Origin of the sequence: Bacillus sp. V33-4 (genome assembly GCF_002860225.1) — a bacterium.
Lineage (GTDB): Bacteria > Bacillota > Bacilli > Bacillales > Cytobacillaceae > Bacillus_BJ > Bacillus_BJ canaveralius.
This window is the reverse complement of record NZ_PGVC01000015.1, coordinates 13,002-29,664: the sequence shown is the minus strand read 5'-3', so window position 1 is coordinate 29,664 and position 16,663 is coordinate 13,002. Positions and strand designations below refer to the sequence as shown.

At 41.8% G+C, this 16,663-nt stretch carries 16 protein-coding genes and 1 pseudogene; 5 read left to right on the top strand and 12 right to left on the bottom strand.

Going from position 1 to position 16,663, the window contains the following annotated elements; genetic code table 11:
* The first annotated feature begins 110 nt into the window (after window positions 1–110).
* Window positions 111–1,247: an IS4 family transposase gene (locus tag CVD23_RS06275; RefSeq protein ID WP_101665504.1), complete on the top strand. Its 1,137-nt coding sequence runs from the start codon at window positions 111–113 to the stop codon at window positions 1,245–1,247.
* 251 nt (window positions 1,248–1,498) lie between these two features.
* On the opposite strand, the gene CVD23_RS06270 is transcribed toward CVD23_RS06275, so the two are convergent.
* The 4 genes from CVD23_RS06270 to CVD23_RS06255 all read right to left on the bottom strand — a co-directional run bounded on the left by CVD23_RS06270 (window position 1,499) and on the right by CVD23_RS06255 (window position 5,808).
* Window positions 1,499–3,187, bottom strand: a complete 1,689-nt coding sequence (locus CVD23_RS06270; RefSeq protein WP_101665503.1) for a methyl-accepting chemotaxis protein — start codon at window positions 3,185–3,187, stop codon at window positions 1,499–1,501.
* A gap of 184 nt (window positions 3,188–3,371) precedes the next feature.
* The gene (corA, locus tag CVD23_RS06265; RefSeq protein ID WP_101575450.1) at window positions 3,372–4,322 is read right to left on the bottom strand and encodes a magnesium/cobalt transporter CorA; all 951 of its coding nucleotides are present in this window, start codon (window positions 4,320–4,322) and stop codon (window positions 3,372–3,374) included.
* A 26-nt stretch (window positions 4,323–4,348) separates the two neighbouring features.
* The gene (locus tag CVD23_RS06260; protein WP_101665502.1) at window positions 4,349–4,963 is read right to left on the bottom strand and encodes a DedA family protein; all 615 of its coding nucleotides are present in this window, start codon (window positions 4,961–4,963) and stop codon (window positions 4,349–4,351) included.
* A 191-nt stretch (window positions 4,964–5,154) separates the two neighbouring features.
* A complete protein-coding gene (locus tag CVD23_RS06255) occupies window positions 5,155–5,808 on the bottom strand; it encodes a phosphatase PAP2 family protein (protein WP_101665501.1) in 654 nt (217 codons plus the stop codon).
* 611 nt (window positions 5,809–6,419) lie between these two features.
* Between CVD23_RS06255 and qoxA the strand changes: the two genes are divergently transcribed.
* Genes qoxA through qoxD form a run of 4 tightly spaced genes read left to right on the top strand, consistent with a single transcriptional unit; the run spans window position 6,420 to window position 10,309 of the window.
* A complete protein-coding gene (qoxA, locus tag CVD23_RS06250; RefSeq protein WP_101665505.1) occupies window positions 6,420–7,445 on the top strand; it encodes a cytochrome aa3 quinol oxidase subunit II in 1,026 nt (341 codons plus the stop codon).
* Window positions 7,435–9,411, top strand: a complete 1,977-nt coding sequence (qoxB, locus tag CVD23_RS06245; RefSeq protein WP_101575453.1) for a cytochrome aa3 quinol oxidase subunit I — start codon at window positions 7,435–7,437, stop codon at window positions 9,409–9,411. The genes qoxA and qoxB overlap by 11 nt, the downstream gene beginning before the upstream one ends.
* Entirely contained in the window at window positions 9,401–10,006 is a 606-nt protein-coding gene (qoxC, locus tag CVD23_RS06240; RefSeq protein WP_101575454.1) for a cytochrome aa3 quinol oxidase subunit III, read from the top strand. The genes qoxB and qoxC overlap by 11 nt, the downstream gene beginning before the upstream one ends.
* Window positions 10,007–10,309 (top strand): cytochrome aa3 quinol oxidase subunit IV, encoded by a 303-nt coding sequence (gene qoxD, locus CVD23_RS06235; protein WP_101575455.1) that lies wholly within the window; start codon window positions 10,007–10,009, stop codon window positions 10,307–10,309.
* Window positions 10,310–10,366: 57 nt separating this feature from the next.
* Here qoxD and CVD23_RS06230 read toward each other — a convergent pair whose 3' ends face one another.
* The 8 genes and pseudogenes from CVD23_RS06230 to CVD23_RS06200 all read right to left on the bottom strand — a co-directional run bounded on the left by CVD23_RS06230 (window position 10,367) and on the right by CVD23_RS06200 (window position 16,649).
* Window positions 10,367–11,362: a branched-chain amino acid ABC transporter permease gene (locus CVD23_RS06230; protein ID WP_101665500.1), complete on the bottom strand. Its 996-nt coding sequence runs from the start codon at window positions 11,360–11,362 to the stop codon at window positions 10,367–10,369.
* Window positions 11,359–12,231 (bottom strand): branched-chain amino acid ABC transporter permease, encoded by an 873-nt coding sequence (locus tag CVD23_RS06225; protein ID WP_101575509.1) that lies wholly within the window; start codon window positions 12,229–12,231, stop codon window positions 11,359–11,361. Before CVD23_RS06225 ends, CVD23_RS06230 begins: the two co-directional genes overlap by 4 nt.
* 23 nt (window positions 12,232–12,254) lie before the next feature.
* On the bottom strand, window positions 12,255–12,959 hold the full coding sequence (locus tag CVD23_RS06220) for an ABC transporter ATP-binding protein (protein WP_101575457.1): 705 nt from the start codon (window positions 12,957–12,959) through the stop codon (window positions 12,255–12,257).
* On the bottom strand, window positions 12,937–13,710 hold the full coding sequence (locus CVD23_RS06215; protein WP_101665499.1) for an ABC transporter ATP-binding protein: 774 nt from the start codon (window positions 13,708–13,710) through the stop codon (window positions 12,937–12,939). Before CVD23_RS06215 ends, CVD23_RS06220 begins: the two co-directional genes overlap by 23 nt.
* 95 nt (window positions 13,711–13,805) lie before the next feature.
* Window positions 13,806–15,029 carry a substrate-binding domain-containing protein gene (locus CVD23_RS06210; protein WP_101665498.1) on the bottom strand — a complete coding sequence of 408 codons (1,224 nt, stop codon included), beginning with the start codon at window positions 15,027–15,029 and terminating at the stop codon, window positions 13,806–13,808.
* A gap of 15 nt (window positions 15,030–15,044) precedes the next feature.
* A pseudogene (locus tag CVD23_RS22800) lies at window positions 15,045–15,116 on the bottom strand (cell surface protein); the annotation flags it as partial.
* Between the two features lie 106 nt (window positions 15,117–15,222).
* Window positions 15,223–16,233, bottom strand: a complete 1,011-nt coding sequence (locus CVD23_RS06205; RefSeq protein WP_101665497.1) for a 3-oxoacyl-ACP synthase — start codon at window positions 16,231–16,233, stop codon at window positions 15,223–15,225.
* Window positions 16,230–16,649, bottom strand: coding sequence for a MaoC family dehydratase (locus CVD23_RS06200; RefSeq protein ID WP_101665496.1), 420 nt, complete (start codon window positions 16,647–16,649; stop codon window positions 16,230–16,232). The genes CVD23_RS06205 and CVD23_RS06200 overlap by 4 nt, the downstream gene beginning before the upstream one ends.
* Window positions 16,650–16,663 lie beyond the last annotated feature (14 nt).

The following is a 16,663-nucleotide window of genomic DNA, read 5'->3' as shown; positions in this document are numbered from 1 at the left end:
TCATCAGGCGTGTTGATTAACCAGTTTTATACAGTAAAATAAATGAAAAAAAGACACTTTTCTTGTAGGATGGAAGTACGACCCACCAAACTCAAGAAAGAGGTGTCCTTATGATTAAGAATACCACATTCCCGAATTTGGTCCAAAAGATTATTTTAGAAGATGAAATGGAAACCATAAAAAAAGCGATAGGTTATCATGATACAGCACGAAAACTGACTATTTTCCATCTCGTTCAATATCTTGTTACGGCTGCAGCAAATGAATGGAAGAGTTTCCGTCACAGTGCTGATGTTGGTGAAAACTTTGACCTTCCCAGCGTCGACCACTCTACACTCTCAAAAAAAGCAGCCAGCGTGGATTTTCAAGTATTCAAGCAAGTATTTGAGCTTGTTGTTTCAAAATGCAATCGCGAGACACGCCGAGCCCTCAAGATTCCAAAACAGCTCCTAATAGTAGATTCCACTACGATCACAGTTGGGAAAACACGGCTTCCATGGGCTGTTTATCATGGTCAACGGTCAGGTGTAAAACTGCATGTTGGTTTTACACCAAAAACGGGAATGCCTTTAAAAGTCATGGAATCAACCGGACTTGTCCACGATGGGCCAGTTGGTGAAAAATTCGCCGACCCTCGTTTTATATTGGTAGAGGACCGTGCCTATTTTAAAATTAAGCGCATTGATCAATTTGTCGAAGATGGCCAATCTTTTGTTATCCGCATGAAAGACAACATTGAAATTCATCGCCCCCATTCCTTAAAACGGTTAGTCGAAGAGCCTTCCCGGGTCACCAAGGATATTACTTGTCAGTTAGGGACTCCACAATCACGTTCTGAAAAGCGTCATCGTGTTATTTTCTTCAAAGATGACAAGAAGCGTGAAATACGGGTGGTAACCGACTTAATGAAGGTTTCGGCAGAAGTGATTGCCGAAATGTATAAAACGCGATGGCAGATTGAAACTTTTTTCAGATGGATTAAACAGAACTTAAATGTACCCGTTTTGTTCGGGACAACGGAAAACGCAGTCTATAATCAGCTATATGCCGCACTAATCGCTTTCGTTCTCCTCAAGTGGCTTTATGATTGCTCGTCAAAAGGCAGTATTTTCACGAAATTATCTTTTATTTCTTTTCAACGAAAGTGGTTTGAATGCGCGCTTCCGATAGACTGGGCCTCAGAAATGGCACTCGTCATAAGTAAGTACAGTACGAATAACGGGATAGGTTTGTCTAATTATGGATAATCAACACTCATGAAATTTCATAAAAGAACAAGCTATGTACGAGTTTCTTCCTACTGACAATATTACAAAACAGCAATAATCCCAATGAAAGAAGCACAGACGAGCTGGCGAGATTATATATCCGCGAACAACAACATATTATCCGCGAAGCGGCTCAACCGGATTCAATTTTTTTGCACAACAAAAACCCTCGATATCCAAGGGTCCTTGTTTTAGCTATTAATCTATTTCCCGATTATATTCGTCCATCATTAAATCTTAAATTGGGCAATCGTCAGTTGCAGTTCTTCAGCGAGTTGAGAAAGTGCCAGCGCTGAAGATGAGACCTCTTCCATCGTCGCGAGAGATTCCTGGCTGGCAGACGATGTTTGTTGGCTCGCACTCGCGCTTTCCTCGGCTGTTTTGTTGACCACGTCCATAGAGCTGACAATTTGTTGGCTGCCGGCAGACATTTGTTGAACGGTAGCCGCGACTTCTTGCACTTTTCCTGTTACATTTGCTACGGCAGATTCAATAACAATAAATGTTTCGCTCACCTGTTGCGTTCTGGCAACGCCATCAGCCACTTTTTCTGTGCCGCGATTCATTGATTCGACTGCGCTTTCAGTTTCTGTTTGAATTTTTCCAATCAATTCGGCAATCTGTTGGGCAGAGCTTGCAGATTCTTCGGCAAGCTTACGGACTTCGTCGGCTACGACCGCAAACCCCCTTCCCATTTCACCGGCCCGGGCAGCCTCGATCGCTGCATTTAATGCGAGTAAATTAGTTTGACTGGCAATTTCGGTGATCATCGAAACAATCTTGCCAATCTCGTTGGATCGATCACCAAGAGTTTCGATGATTGTGGCTGTTTCTTGGACGGTTACATCAATTTCATTCATCTGTTCCAAAACTGACTTAACAGCGTTGACTCCCTCTGCAGACGCCTCGGAGGCGTTTTCCGCCAGGCCTGTGACTTCCTCACTATTAACAGCGATTTGCTGTATCCCCTCTGACATCTGATTGACCGCTGTCGCAGTTTCAAAGACGGAACTCAATTGTTTTTCTGATCCAGCTGCCAATTGTTGGGTGGCAGACACAATTTGTTCGGTCGCTTTTGTCGTTTGCTCTGCACCTGCTGTCAGTTCTTCCGAGGACGCTGCTACTTGAACTGAAGCGTCTCGAACTTTTGACAATATAGAACGAAGATCCTGAACCATCTTATTCGTCGCGAGCATCAGATCTGCCACTTCATCCTGTGATTTCACCTTCATTTCCGCCACGGTCAGATCGCCGCCTGCGACTTGGGTTAATGCTGTTGATACGGTTTGGATTGGTTTGGAAATCATTCTTGACAAGAAGACTCCAATAACAACTGCTCCCACACATGCAATAACACTTAATATCGCTACCAAAACCTGCGTTGATTTAACCTGTTCGCTTGTCTCTATTGCTGATGTATCCATGATTTCTCTTTGGCCATTGGCAATCGATTCTGCTTGCGGTGCCAATTCCTTGCCGATCGGGAATACGTCACTAAGAAAAAAATCGACAAGGACCTGATTATCTTCTTGAGGCAATTTGAGTAATTTTTCATACCTCGACTTAAATTCAGCATTATAATCCGTCAGATCATTTAAAGTTTTTTTAAAGTCTTTGAGAACAACTAGATCGTTTGTTTCGTCAATCAGCTTGTCCATTTCTGAATTTGCTTCTTGTAGCTTATTGATGTTTTCTGCATCGCCCGTGATCAGGTAACCTCGCAGAAAATTAGTTTGTTCCAATGCAAGTGCCTGCATTTCCTTAGCATTAAGCGCAATAATTGCCCGTCTATTGACGAGATCATCATAAGATTTATCAGTTTTGTTCAAGGAGTAATAAAAAATTCCACTGATTAATCCTAGTAAAGCTGCCACAGATAAAAATCCACCAATCAACTTTTTACCAATTGTCCATTTCATTTACATTTCCCCCATAATCATGATGTATTAGTGGTATATGGTAGCTTAGTTTACTAGATAAATGAAAATTCTACCATCAGGGGATTCCCTGATTTTTACATAGGGGAAAAAGAGAATTGTGTCAATTCGTGTCACAAAAATGAAGGCCCAACCCGAAAAAATGTTATTTCCGAGTTGGGCCCGATTATTTAAACCAGCCTTTCTTTTTAAACCATATCGCCATCCCAAATCCTACTGCAAACATGACAAATAATGTTGCAAAGTACCCGTATTTCCAGGTCAATTCCGGCATGTTTTCAAAGTTCATTCCGTAAACCCCTGCAATAAACGTTAATGGCATAAAAATCGTTGTGATAACCGTTAATACCTTCATGACGCGGTTAGACTGATTGGCATTTAATGAAAGGTAGCTATCGCGGATATCCATTGTTATTTCTCTATTCGTATCAATCATTTCCGATAATTTAAGTAAATGATCATGAATGTCAGCAAAATATTCTTTTCTATGTTGCAAATTTGTAAGCCGATGGGAATTTAGCATACGGTATAACAAATCCTTCATAGGAGAAACCGTATGTCTAAATGATAATAGATCGTGCCGTGTGTCAAATAAGCCTTCGAGCAGTTCTTCCATACTCTTATTTGTGGAATTATCTTCTATTTCAGTAAGAGTATCTTCTATTTTATAAATGATGGGAAAATAATTATCGACTAGCTTATCGATTAAATGGTATAAAACAAGATATTGATCCCATCGCTCCAACTTGGACGATTCGTGAAGCCGACCCCATACTTCCTCAATTTCATTTGATTGATGTTGGTGAAAAGTGACAATATAATGCTCACCAAGAAATACATTTACTTCTTCTTTTTCGAACGTTTCAGGATTTACACTATGCGTTACAAAAAAGACTTGTTCCTCATAATAGTCGAGCTTCGGGCGTTGTAGTCTGACCGTACAATCTTCAATCGCAAGTGGATGGAAGCGGAGGGGATGCTGTAATATCAGAAGTTCGTCAGCGGTCGGTTCTGAAAAATCAATCCAATACCACAAATAGTCATTTGAAATAAGCTCCTCAATAGCTATGTCATAGACCAGTTTATACGAATGAGTAATAGCATATGTTTTGATCATTAAGACCTTCTCCCAACAGGAACGACTTATTTCTTAGTAATTAAGCGATTTTTTATAAAGAGAGCGGCGAATAAAATAAGTATAACTGCCAAAATAGCGTAAACCACATTTGAATAGATATCCATATAGCCAACAATGGTTTCCCAGGAAGAGCCAACCGCGGCTCCGATGTTGACGAGGATGATATTCCAAATGAGTGTTCCTGCTGTTGTAAAAATGAGAAAAATCCCAAAGTTCATCCGAGCCATACCTGCCGGTACCGAAATAAGGCTTCTGATCAAAGGGATCAGCCTGCAGAAGAAAACCGTCCAAAACCCATACCTGTCAAACCATTCATTTGCTTTATGAACGTCTTTTTTTGTTAAACGGAGAATATGTCCCCATTTTTCGACGATCTTTTCGATTCGTTCTATATTAATCAGCAAGCCAACCCAGTAAAGAACGGCTGCCCCGGCAACGGACCCAAGAGTAGAGACTGCGACCACTCCGGTTATACTCATATTTGATGTCGTTGTCATAAAGCCGCCGAATGTTAAAATGACCTCTGATGGGATCGGTGGAAAAATATTTTCTAATGCGATAAGCAAAAATATCCCCATATATCCGTAATTATTCATTATTTCCGTTATCCAGTTTTCCATTTTGATTTTCTCCCTATAAATAAATATTTTATTTCTCCAACCATTGTCTTTTTAGTTCCAAAATATGCTGCTAAACTAGCTCCTGAATTTTAATGTCCAGGATAATATCATAATTCTCATTATAACAAGAGGATAAACGTTAAAGAAACACATAGATTAAAACTGATCGAATTGGCAGATTCCAAATCAGCTCAGCCACCATCTGCATTTACCATTTTTCCTTTTAAACGCTGAAACAACCAGATTGTAAATCCAAGCCAAAGTCCACCTGCTAAATAACCGCCGATAATATCACTTGGGTAATGGACTCCTAAATAAATTCGGCTTATTCCGATTATACAAATCATAAAGACGCTGAACATAATCAAAATTCTGCGTCCCGATTTGCTGGGAATATGTCTCAAGAGCAAGAATGTCGATATCCCATATACCGACATTGCATTCATGGCATGTCCACTCGGAAAACTATAGCCACCTATCTCAATTAAGCGGTGCAAGTCGGGGCGGGCCCGCTGAAATATCAGCTTTAATAGTTGATTTAAAACAGCTGATCCGGCGGTGACGGCAATATATAATGTTAGTTCTGAACGATCATCCAAAAATTTCCTAATTAAAAACAAAAATATCAGCGAAAGAATCACGATCACAGGTGCAGATCCAATAAGAGTGAAAAATTTCATGACCGATGTTAGATAAAGTGATTCAACCCCTTGAATATAGGCAATCACGATATTATCAAAGCGTATGAGTTTGGAGCTGCTGATTGAGAACGCCATAAAACTAAATGCGGTGAGAGAGATGATAGCCAGTATGGAAGGCGTTATCAGTTGATATTTTTTCTTCATCTGGACACACCCTTTCTGGTTCACTATATTTGTGTACTTCCCAAGAAAGAAAACTAATTTCCATTGTAACAAATTCCTGGCATATAAAATAACATACCCTTTACCGTGATTTTAAAATAGCTCCCGCTGGATCCTTCATCCATATTTTCAATAATGGGATCAATTTTATTTCAGCCAGGATAGCTTCCCTCCATAAACGTACCTTCTCAGGAAAATCAATATATTAGACATTATCGTAATAAAATATTATTCTACTGTTAACGATAGTCTTTTTTAACGGCAACTTCTCTTCCTGTTGCCGCCTTAACTACCATTTGATAAATTTGGGAAAACTATACTCGAAAACTATCATTCGAGTCACTTTCAATCCTTCAAGCGATCGACCTCTATGTAATGCAACAAAAATGCTCAGGCAAACTAAAATTGTAAGTTAATTCCTTCCCGTTTTTGTCACAATTTTTTCAGTATAATTATGTTAACATCATATGTATAGTGTTAATCAAAATGTCTTGGTCAAGGGTTTATGCTTATTTATTGTGTGAACAATTGAGCATTTTTTGTGATGTATTGAACAATAATTTCCTATAAAGGAGTGAACATTGGTGAAGCCAATCAATAAACTGGTTTCTCTTCTTGCAGTAATTCCAGTCATATTCTTAAGTGGCTGCGTACCGGACATGGTTGTATTTGAGCCTCAAGGTCCTGCAGCCAGATCCATTATGGAATTAATCAATTGGTCTCTATGGTGGATGCTACTCGTAGTGGCGGTTGTGTTTGCATTATTTGCTTACATCGTTTGGAAATACAGAGAAAGAAAAGAAAACATGGATTACGAACCACCAGAAGAACACGGGAGCACGCTTCTTGAAATTATTTGGACCGGCATCCCGATTTTGATCGTTATTGCCTTGACGATTCCGACAGTTAAAACGCTTTATGCATTGGAAGATGTGCCTAAAGGCTATGAAAATAAAGAACCGATTACAATCCATGTAACTTCTGCCGATTGGAAATGGATCTTCAGCTATCCGGAACAAGGAATTGAAACTATAAACTATGTGAATATTCCTGAGGATACTCCAGTCAACTTTAAGCTTACCTCTGCAAGTACGATGCAATCTTTCTGGGTTCCTGCGTTGGGCGGCCAGAAGTACACAATGGGTAAGATGGAAACGCAACTGTATCTGGTTGCCGACAATCCAGGATCCTATGAAGGCAGAAACTCAAACTTTAACGGAAAAGGTTATGCAGAAATGCAGTTCGAAGTTCTTGCCCAGACTGAAGATGAATTTGACAAGTGGGTCAACGAGGCTAAAGCAACTGCTCCAAAGCTGACTGAAAAAGAGTATGAGAAATTGCTCGAACCAACACATTTGGGCCGACTGACTTTTTCAAACACGCATTTAGCGTGGGTTGACCACTCGGAAATGGATTCGAAGACCTATACAAACCCTGATCTTTACAAGACTCACGGTTACCGGGGCAAAACGTTTGAGGAAGAAGACAACTATAAGAACAAAACAGGTAACGACCAAGAGCATAAGCATGAAGGACATGAACAACATGAAGGACATGAAGGACATGAACAACATGCAGATACTGAACAAGCCGATGGAGGTGACCATCATGGGCATTAAATGGGATGAGATTTTATTAACTGGAGACCCATTATTACTAGGTTCACAGATTGCCATTCTTTTAACTATGATTGGTATAATTGCTGGAATTACTTATTTGAAGAAGTGGAAATGGCTGTGGACGGAATGGCTGACCACTGTAGATCATAAACGAATTGGGATTATGTACATTATTTCGGCAGTGTTGATGTTTTTCCGTGGCGGCATGGATGGATTGATGATGAAAGTACAGACATCACGTCCTGAAATGCAACTTTTGGACGCACAGCATTATAATGAAGTTTTTACAACACACGGAGTCATTATGATTTTGTTCATGGCGATGCCTTTCCTGATCGGTTTAATGAACGTCGTGATTCCGCTGCAAATTGGTGCAAGAGACGTGGCTTTCCCGCAACTGAATGCCTTAAGCTTCTGGTTATTCTTTAGCGGTGCGATGCTTTTCAATATTTCCTTTGTCATCGGTGGTTCACCGGATGCAGGCTGGACTTCATATTTTCCTCTGGCAGGAAAAGAATTTAGTCCGGGAATCGGCAATAACTATTATGCCGTTGCCCTTCAGATTGCTGGGATCGGTACATTAATGACAGGGATTAACTTCATCGTGACGATTCTAAAAATGCGGACTAAAGGCATGACATTGATGAAGATGCCAATGTTCACATGGACTACATTAGTAACGTCTGTTATTATCGTAGCGGCTTTCCCTATTTTCACAGTCGCCCTTGCACTAATGACATTTGACCGCCTTTATGGAACTCACTTCTTCACGCTGTCCGGCGGCGGAATGGATATGCTCTGGGCTAACCTTTTCTGGTTATGGGCCCACCCGGAAGTATATATCGTAGCTTTGCCTGCTTTCGGTATTTTTTCAGAGATTATTGCGACATTTTCGCGTAAATCGTTATTCGGCTATAAATCAATGGTCGGCTCGATTGTCGGTATTGCCGTGTTAAGTATGGTTGTTTGGGTCCATCACTTCTATACAATGGGTGCAGGACCTGGTGTAAACTCATTCTTCTCAATCACAACAATGGCAATCGCCGTACCAACTGGTGTAAAAGTCTTCAACTGGCTATTCACGATGCGAAAGGGCCGGATTAAAATGGCTACACCGATGCTTTGGGCACTCGCTTTCGTTCCATGTTTTGTTATTGGAGGCGTAACGGGTGTTATGCTTGGAATGGGTGCAGCTGACTACCAGTACCATAACACGCTGTTCCTGGTCGCTCACTTCCATTACGTGCTTATTCCTGGTGTCGTGTTTGCCGTATTTGGTGCACTTTACTACTGGTGGCCAAAAATGTTTGGGCATATGCTGAACGAAAGACTTGGAAAATGGCATTTCTGGCTGTTTGTGATTGGTTTCAATCTTACTTTCATGCCGATGTTCTTCCTTGGCTTAAACGGAGCCGTACGCCGGGCTTACACGTATTCAGCTGAATCAGGATTTGCGCCATTGTTTGGCTTGTCGGCCATCGGCTCACTGATTCTTGCGGCTGGCTTTGCAGTCTTCTGCTATAACATCTATTGGAGCATCCGTTATGCGGATCGCAACATTTCAAGCGATCCTTGGGATGCAAGAACATTGGAATGGGCAACAGCATCACCTGTTCAGCACTATAATTTTGCAAAATTGCATGAAGTAGAAACACAGGATGCCTTCTGGCACATGAAGAAAACGAAAACAGGTTTAACACTTTCAGATAAAGAAATCGAAGAAATTCACATGCCAAGCAATTCCGGCCTGCCTTTCATTATGTGTGTTGTATTCGGTATTGCAGGATTCTTCCTCGTATTCGAATGGCATATCGCTGCGGCCATTGCAGGTCTCGGTATTATTGCCGGATTAATCGTTCGTTCATTTGATTATAACGATGGATACCACGTTCCAGTTGAGGAAATCAAAGAAACAGAACATGCTTGGAGAAACGTCGAAGGAGAGGTGAATAATCATGTCAGCTAATGTCAATACGTCATTGCCTTTGGAATACCAAACAGAGCAAAGCCGCCTGAACATTCTCGGGTTCTGGATTTTCCTTGGCGCTGAAATTGTTTTATTTGCCACGCTTTTCGGTGTTTACGCAGTGCTTTACCAACGTTATGCAGGCGGTCCAACCCATCAGGATATTATTATGATAAAAGAAGTTATGATCCAGACACTCTTGCTATTAACAAGCAGCTTCACGATGGGACTGGCAATCTTTGAAATGCGCCGCGGCAACCTGAAGGGACTGATAGCATGGCTGGTCATTACCTTATTGCTCGGTGCAGGGTTCCTTTTCATGGAAATAAATGAATTCACGCATTACGTCCATAAAGGCGCAACGATGCAAACCAGCGCCTTCCTATCGAGCTTTTTCGTTCTGCTCGGAACTCATGGAGCTCACGTAACACTCGGGATTGGCTGGGCTATTATGATTATTATCCAGCTTGTGAAACGAGGACTAACCCCGGTAACGGCACGGAAAACGTTCATTATCGGTTTGTACTGGCACTTCCTTGATGTTATTTGGATTTTCATTTTTACATTCGTTTATTTAAAAGGGATGGTGGCCTAGATGGATAAGAAAACAAACGCTTTTCCAATCAGCCATGTCGTAGGATTCGTAATCTCATTGGTTTTAACGTTGGCCGCAGCAGGCATAGCGCTGAAAACCAATTTATCGTTCAAAGTGATCATGATGATTATCGGCACATTAGCTGTGCTGCAGGCTGCCCTTCAGTTAACAATGTTTATGCACATGAATGAAGGCGAAGATGGCAAAACACAAACGATTAACGTAATTTATGGCATCTTTACTGCGATTATCATTGTCGCAGGTACTGTATGGGTGATGTCATTTGGCATGCACTCCCATTAATTGATAGTCTTATAGATGAAAATTCCGGCTAAACTTTAGCCGGAATTTTTTTTGCTATCATGCAGCTTGTTTGAGCTTTTCTTCTTTTGCTTTTTTTCTTTTCCTGTTAGTCAATGTCTGTACCGCTCCGGCCAGGCCAGATGGAAACGCCAATAAGACAATGATGTATAAGAGCCCAAGGAAGATCGACCACCTTTCAAATATCGGGTAGTCTCCCGCAAGCTCTGATAAGAAATGCTGGATAAATTCCACCACTCCTGCCCCGGCAATTGCCCCCGCCAGTGTTCCCAATCCGCCAATCATCGTCATCAATAACGCATCCAAAGTCGTTTCAATCGAAAAAACTGTCGTATTGACAAACCGGAGAGTTACTACATATAATGCTCCGCTAAAGGCCGCCACAGTTCCCGCTACAATACTGGCAATAACTTTATAATGCAGGATTTTATAGCCGAGTGCTTCGGCCCGCTGCTCATTTTGAGAAATCGCTTTGAGTACTTTTCCTAAAGATGATGTCGTGAAAAGACGCAGCAATAGAAAAAGGACGACAAGACTAATTAACGAGATGTAGTAAAAAGAGAACCGGTCCCGAAAAATATCGGGTACATGGAAAGTGAAGCCATCTCCGCCATGTGTCAACGTCCGCCATTTTTCCGCAAGCACAAGGAACAGTTGGGAAACAGCAAGTGTAAGCATCGCGTAAAAATGGCTTTTTAATCGCAGCGACATCATGCCAATTACATAACTAACCAGCGCCGCCAAAACAACTGCAACACATACTGCAATGAAAAAGTTGATTAACGTTGCCTCATAACGATCGAGCATGAGCGCAATACTATAGGAACCTATCCCAAAAAACATACAGTGCCCAAATGAAACAATTCCCGTATAACCCAAGAGGATATCAAAGCTCATCGCAAAAATAGCGAAAATAAATATTTGCGTAAACAGAATAAGCATGCTCCGGGAATCATTTACAACCGGAAATAACATTAAAAAGAAAAGAATGGCTATCCCCCAGGGTAGATGGATTCGTTTAGAAAATTCGGTCATGAAGAGCTCACCCCTTTTTCACCAAAAAATCCTGTCGGCTTAACCAATAAGACGAACACAAGCAGCAACATATTCATGGCAAGCGATAAATCAGGAAGATAATACGCGATAAAGGCTCCTGCTATCCCGACGATCAAGGAAGCCACAGCAGAACCCTGGACGCTCCCCATCCCGCCAATAATAACGACGATAAAGGCTAAAATAGCATACTGCATACCCATTTCTGCATACACCACACCGGAATACGGCGCGAGCAACGAACCACCCAATGCAGCCATCCCGGCTCCCAATAAAAATACGAAGGAGAAAATGGCTTTGATGTTGATGCCAAGTGCCTGGACCATCTCTTTATCAATAACACCGGCACGGATCATCAGTCCTATTTTCGTTTTCTTCAACAACAGCAATAAGCCGGCGTAGATGATCAAGCCAATGACAATGACAAATAGTCGATATTTGATCAAGATGATGCCGTCAAACACAAGGCTTCCTTGCAGCCAGGTCGGCAATGAAGCGCGAATCGGGTTAGGTCCCCAAAACACTTTCAAGCATTCAGTTAAGACAAGCATACCGCCGAGCGTAACTAGAAGCTGAAGAACATGGTTTCCATACACCGGGCTAATCAAAAATTTTTCCAATATCCAGCCGAGGAGCATTCCCATCGCAATGGCACCGATTATCGCCAAAATAAAGCTGCCGGTTTCGTTAAATAGCCATACACCCGTATAAGCTCCCCAGGCAAACAAGCCGCCATGGGCAAAATTCAGGACACTCATGAGCCCAAAAATTAGTGTAAGCCCTGATGCTAACAAAAAAATGAGCATCCCAGTTGACACACCATTTACAAATAAATTCACCAGCACTTCCACTTTCATTGCACCTCCTTATAACATCAGGCAATCCCTAAATATTTTTGGCATGTTTCTTTATCTTCTTTCAGATCACTCATAAGGCCGTTATGGACAATCTTCCCGTCATCCATAATGTGGAAATACTCGCCAATTTGACTTGCCATTAAAAAATTTTGTTCGACAAGCAGTACGGTTGTTTTTTCCTTCATCTTTAAAATCGATTCCATAAGCTTTTCAACCATAATTGGTGACAATCCTTTACTCGGCTCGTCAATTAACATCAGACCGGAACTATTAATATAAGCTCGCGAAATAGCAAGCATCTGTTTTTGCCCTCCGCTTAATAAGCCGCTTTTTTTATGCCAGAACTTTTTCAAGTCTGGAAATAACTGAAGCATCCAATCAACTTTCTCTTCCGTCTGGAGACTTTTTTTCATTTGGGCGAGGGAGAATGTTTCTTCCACCGTTAAGTCATAAAATATACCCTGGTTTTCCGGCACATAGCCAATTCCTTTTTGCGAAATCGTATGGGTCGGCAAACCGCTGACCTTCTCTTCGCCGTAGTAAACAGCTCCATTGGCAATAGTATGAAAGCCCATAATCGAACGGAGCGTTGTTGTCTTTCCGGCACCATTTCTTCCAAACAATACGGTAATCGAACCTTTGTTGACGCTAAACGAAACACCCTGTAAAATATGGAACTGATCTAAATACGTCTCTATATTAACGACCTTTAAAAGTGTCATGATATAGACCCCCTAAATAAGCAGATTGCACACGTTCATCTTTGATAATCTCTGCAGGTATCCCTTCAGCCAATAACTCCCCGTGAAACAACACGACAAGATGGTCTGAGAGATGAAGGATCATTTCCATTTTGTGCTCAATTAGGACAATTGTTTTGCCGCTTTCTTTTTTGATATTCTCGATCACTTGTAAAATGGCCGGAACTTCTTCTATCGATATTCCGGCTGTTGGTTCATCAAGCAACAATAAATCTGTGTTAAGTGCTAATAGCATCGCAAGTTCCAATTTCCGCTTCTCTCCATGTGCCAGGTCTTTTGCAAGGACTCCTTCTTTTTCCTGAAGCAAAACAACTTCAAGAAGATACCTTGCTTGTTTTTGCTGCTGCCGGAATTCGGATCGTTTTGGAAATAACCGATAATAATCTTTAGCAAATGACTGCACGCCGAGCCGGACATTTTCAAGCACTGTCAAGTCAGGAAAAATATTAATAAGCTGAAAAGAGCGCCCGATGCCGAGCCGGGTCCTGTTTGCAATGGATAACCTGGTAATATTCTGCTCCTTAAAGTAAATCTCTCCTTCTGTCGGGGAAAGCTGCCCGCTTAACAGATTAAATAAAGTAGTTTTTCCTGCCCCGTTCGGTCCAATAATCGACGTCAGCTTTCCTTTTGGAATATTTAGATGAACGTCTTTAATGACTTGATGTTTTCCAAAAGAGACAGAGAGATTACGGGCTTCTAGTAAATTTTCCAAGTAAAAGCCTCCTATTCTTTTATTCGTTTTCAAACAAGAAGGAGATGCATGATTCATCCCCTTCTTTTTGATTATTCTGAAATTAATTCCCACACTTATTTATTCCGTACTGGAGGCTCTGTTTCTTCCATACTTAATTCTTTCACTAAAACAGGAACAGGATGGTCGATACCGTCTTGTTTTTCCAGTGTGATCGCATAAAGTGCCTGCAACGCTTGATGGTCTTCAGCCCGGAATTTCATCGGTCCCTTCGGCGTTTCAAATTCCATTCCTTCCATCGTCTCAATGAGAGTATCAATATTGGTATCTCCCTCGGCCTGTTTTAATGCTTCGACGATCGAAATAGCCGCTGACATTCCACCAGCAGTGAACAAGTCTGGAATTGCCCCATCATTCCGTTTTTTATGCTCTTCAACTAACCAATCATTCACTTTGTTGTCTGGAAGTGTATGATAATAAATCGAGAAACCTTCCATTCCAATAAGTGCATCCATCGTTTTTAATGACGCGATATCCTGTGCAGCCGTTGAAATTTTGATTCCCTGGTTTTCGACTTGCATATCCTTTAATTGCTTCCAGGGAGCGTTCGAACCAGCCCATACGATAAATAAATAATCCGGCTTTGAGCTAATAATATTTTGAATGTTCGCCGTAAAATCTGTTGAGGCTGCATCGGCATATTGTTCATTGATAATCTCTGCTCCCAGTTTTTCCGCTCCTTCTTTAAATGCAGCCACTCCCTCTCGCCCGTACGCATTATCTTGAGCGAGTGTAGCGATTTTAACTCCTTTTTCAGCGATTGCAGTCGCACCGGCAACCGCATCCTGGGAAGAGTTTCGCCCCGTTCTGAAAATGTATCGGTTCCAGTTCTCCCCTGTAATACTGTCAGCAACGGCAGGTTCCACAACCATTACTTTTTCATATTCCTCCGCAAGCGGCAATACTGCCAAAGTGTCACTTGAGCTTGATGAACCAACCAGGAAGTCAACTTCATCTTCCTCCAGCAATTTTGTCGCTTTTTTAACAGCAACATCCGGTTTTGTCTCCGTGTCTTCTACAACAAATTCAATCTTTTTGCCAGCCACTTCACGTTTTCCTTCGGTTGCATAATCGAGCCCGAGCTCAAATCCCTCGACTGTTTGTTTCCCATACGACTCAAGAGCGCCTGTCAGCGAAGCGAGAACACCCACCTTAATGGTGTCTTTACTCGTTTCACTAGAATTTGCTTTTCCGCCAGAGCACGCTGCTGTTATCAAAAGTAAACCGATTATCCATGTCGAGATCAGCGTGTTAAGCCAATGACGTTGTTTTTCTTTCATCCTTCATTCCCCCATTTAGTTTGCTTTCTTAAAGAATTGAATTCGCTGCAGCAGCCCATCAGCAATGATGATATTTCCGTTCTTATCACGGTGGACCATTAGGTTATGGAAGCTACGCCGGCCAACTTTTTGTGCCGCGACAGATTGCTGTCGATCGATATGACAATCATGATCGACAATCGCACAATTTGTTTCATGTCTTTTCCCCTTTCCATTCGATAACTGTCGCGGCCCAAGTATATCCGGTGCCAGCACTGACAGTGACGGCAATATCTCCGGGCTCTAACTTTCCTTGTTCACTGGCAAAATGGAGGCCGATACAGGGATCAAGTGCTGACATATGCCCATGATGATCCAAGTACAATGCCTTCTCCTCGGGTAGATTCAATGATTGTAACAATTCCCTGAACATTGAACGTTTTGTATGCAGCGGCAAAAGTATTTTAATATCCTCTGGCGTAAATCCGCTCTTTTTTAGTGATTTGCGAATCACTTCTGTGAAATATGGAATAGACAGTGGATCGAGCCGTGCTTTCATGCCTGCAGGATCGACGACATCAATATAATGCTCCCGCTTTTCAACGGTTTCAAAGCTGGCAAAACGTTTAGATCCACCTGCGGGAATTCGGACATCATCATGAAAAGAACCATCTGTTATGATAGCGCTTTCTAAAATGTCGCTCATTTTTGCTCCCCGTTTAACTAAAACAGCACTTCCGCCATCGGCGAAATTAAACATAAATCGTGAACGCGGATTATCGTAATCAATAATTTGCGATTCCTTACAACCACCGACAAGCAAAATGTTGTGAATCGATTGATCGGATTTCAGCATGTCCTTGGCAACCTTTAAAGCAATCGGGAAGCAGGAGCTCACATTCATAATTTCAAAGGCGTAGGCATTTTTCGTTCCAAGCTCATACTGAATCTTCGGGGCACTCGACCAAACATGGTAGTCTTTATGTGGGCTGCCAAAATAGATGACCACATCAATCGATAAAGGATCTACTTTGGCTAAAATCGGGCGCGCCGCTGCGATCGCGAGGTCGGAAGCATGCATCGTATCATCAGCTACATGCTTTTGGTATAAACCAAACTTATCAATGATCACATTTTCAGGGATCCCTGTCTTTTCGGCTAAGACGGCCGCTGTTTCGATCTCGTTTGGAAAATAAGTACTTGTTGCTTCAATCCCAATATTCACGATATTTCTGCCTCCTCCTTCGGAACCATCATTACAGCTGATCCTGTCAGTACAAGCTCCTCCTTTTGATTATGGCATTCAGTTAACAACTTTAAGATGTTCTTTTCTTTGATAAATTCATCGACAGTGGCTGTTGCGGTGATGGTGTCCCCGATAAAAACAGGGGCTTTGAAACGTACCGTCTGTTCCATATACACGGAGCCTTTTCCCGGTAAATGCATTCCGAGAAGTTGCGACAGTAAGCTTGAGGTTAATAAACCATGGGCAATCCGCTGGTTAAATCTTGTTTTCTTCGCATACTCGCGATCGATATGGATCGGGTTAAAATCGCCGCTTAAACCGGCGAATAAAACAAAATCGGTTTCTGTTATCGTTTTACTGCACGACGCCTGCTGTCCTATTGTAAATCCAGACATTTCTTTCACCTGCT

What these genes read in the sequence shown, in the direction of transcription:
- CVD23_RS06230 (WP_101665500.1), bottom strand. Translation starts at nt 11,362, where the DNA reads ATGACCGAATTTTCTAAACGAATCCATCTACCCTGGGGGATAGCCATT.
- CVD23_RS06275 (WP_101665504.1), top strand. Translation starts at nt 111, where the DNA reads ATGATTAAGAATACCACATTCCCGAATTTGGTCCAAAAGATTATTTTA.
- qoxD (WP_101575455.1), top strand. Translation starts at nt 10,007, where the DNA reads ATGGATAAGAAAACAAACGCTTTTCCAATCAGCCATGTCGTAGGATTC.
- CVD23_RS06270 (WP_101665503.1), bottom strand. Translation starts at nt 3,187, where the DNA reads ATGAAATGGACAATTGGTAAAAAGTTGATTGGTGGATTTTTATCTGTG.
- qoxB (WP_101575453.1), top strand. Translation starts at nt 7,435, where the DNA reads ATGGGCATTAAATGGGATGAGATTTTATTAACTGGAGACCCATTATTA.
- CVD23_RS06255 (WP_101665501.1), bottom strand. Translation starts at nt 5,808, where the DNA reads ATGAAGAAAAAATATCAACTGATAACGCCTTCCATACTGGCTATCATC.
- CVD23_RS06210 (WP_101665498.1), bottom strand. Translation starts at nt 15,029, where the DNA reads ATGAAAGAAAAACAACGTCATTGGCTTAACACGCTGATCTCGACATGG.
- CVD23_RS06260 (WP_101665502.1), bottom strand. Translation starts at nt 4,963, where the DNA reads ATGGAAAACTGGATAACGGAAATAATGAATAATTACGGATATATGGGG.
- CVD23_RS06220 (WP_101575457.1), bottom strand. Translation starts at nt 12,959, where the DNA reads ATGACACTTTTAAAGGTCGTTAATATAGAGACGTATTTAGATCAGTTC.
- qoxC (WP_101575454.1), top strand. Translation starts at nt 9,401, where the DNA reads ATGTCAGCTAATGTCAATACGTCATTGCCTTTGGAATACCAAACAGAG.
- corA (WP_101575450.1), bottom strand. Translation starts at nt 4,322, where the DNA reads ATGATCAAAACATATGCTATTACTCATTCGTATAAACTGGTCTATGAC.
- CVD23_RS06200 (WP_101665496.1), bottom strand. Translation starts at nt 16,649, where the DNA reads ATGTCTGGATTTACAATAGGACAGCAGGCGTCGTGCAGTAAAACGATA.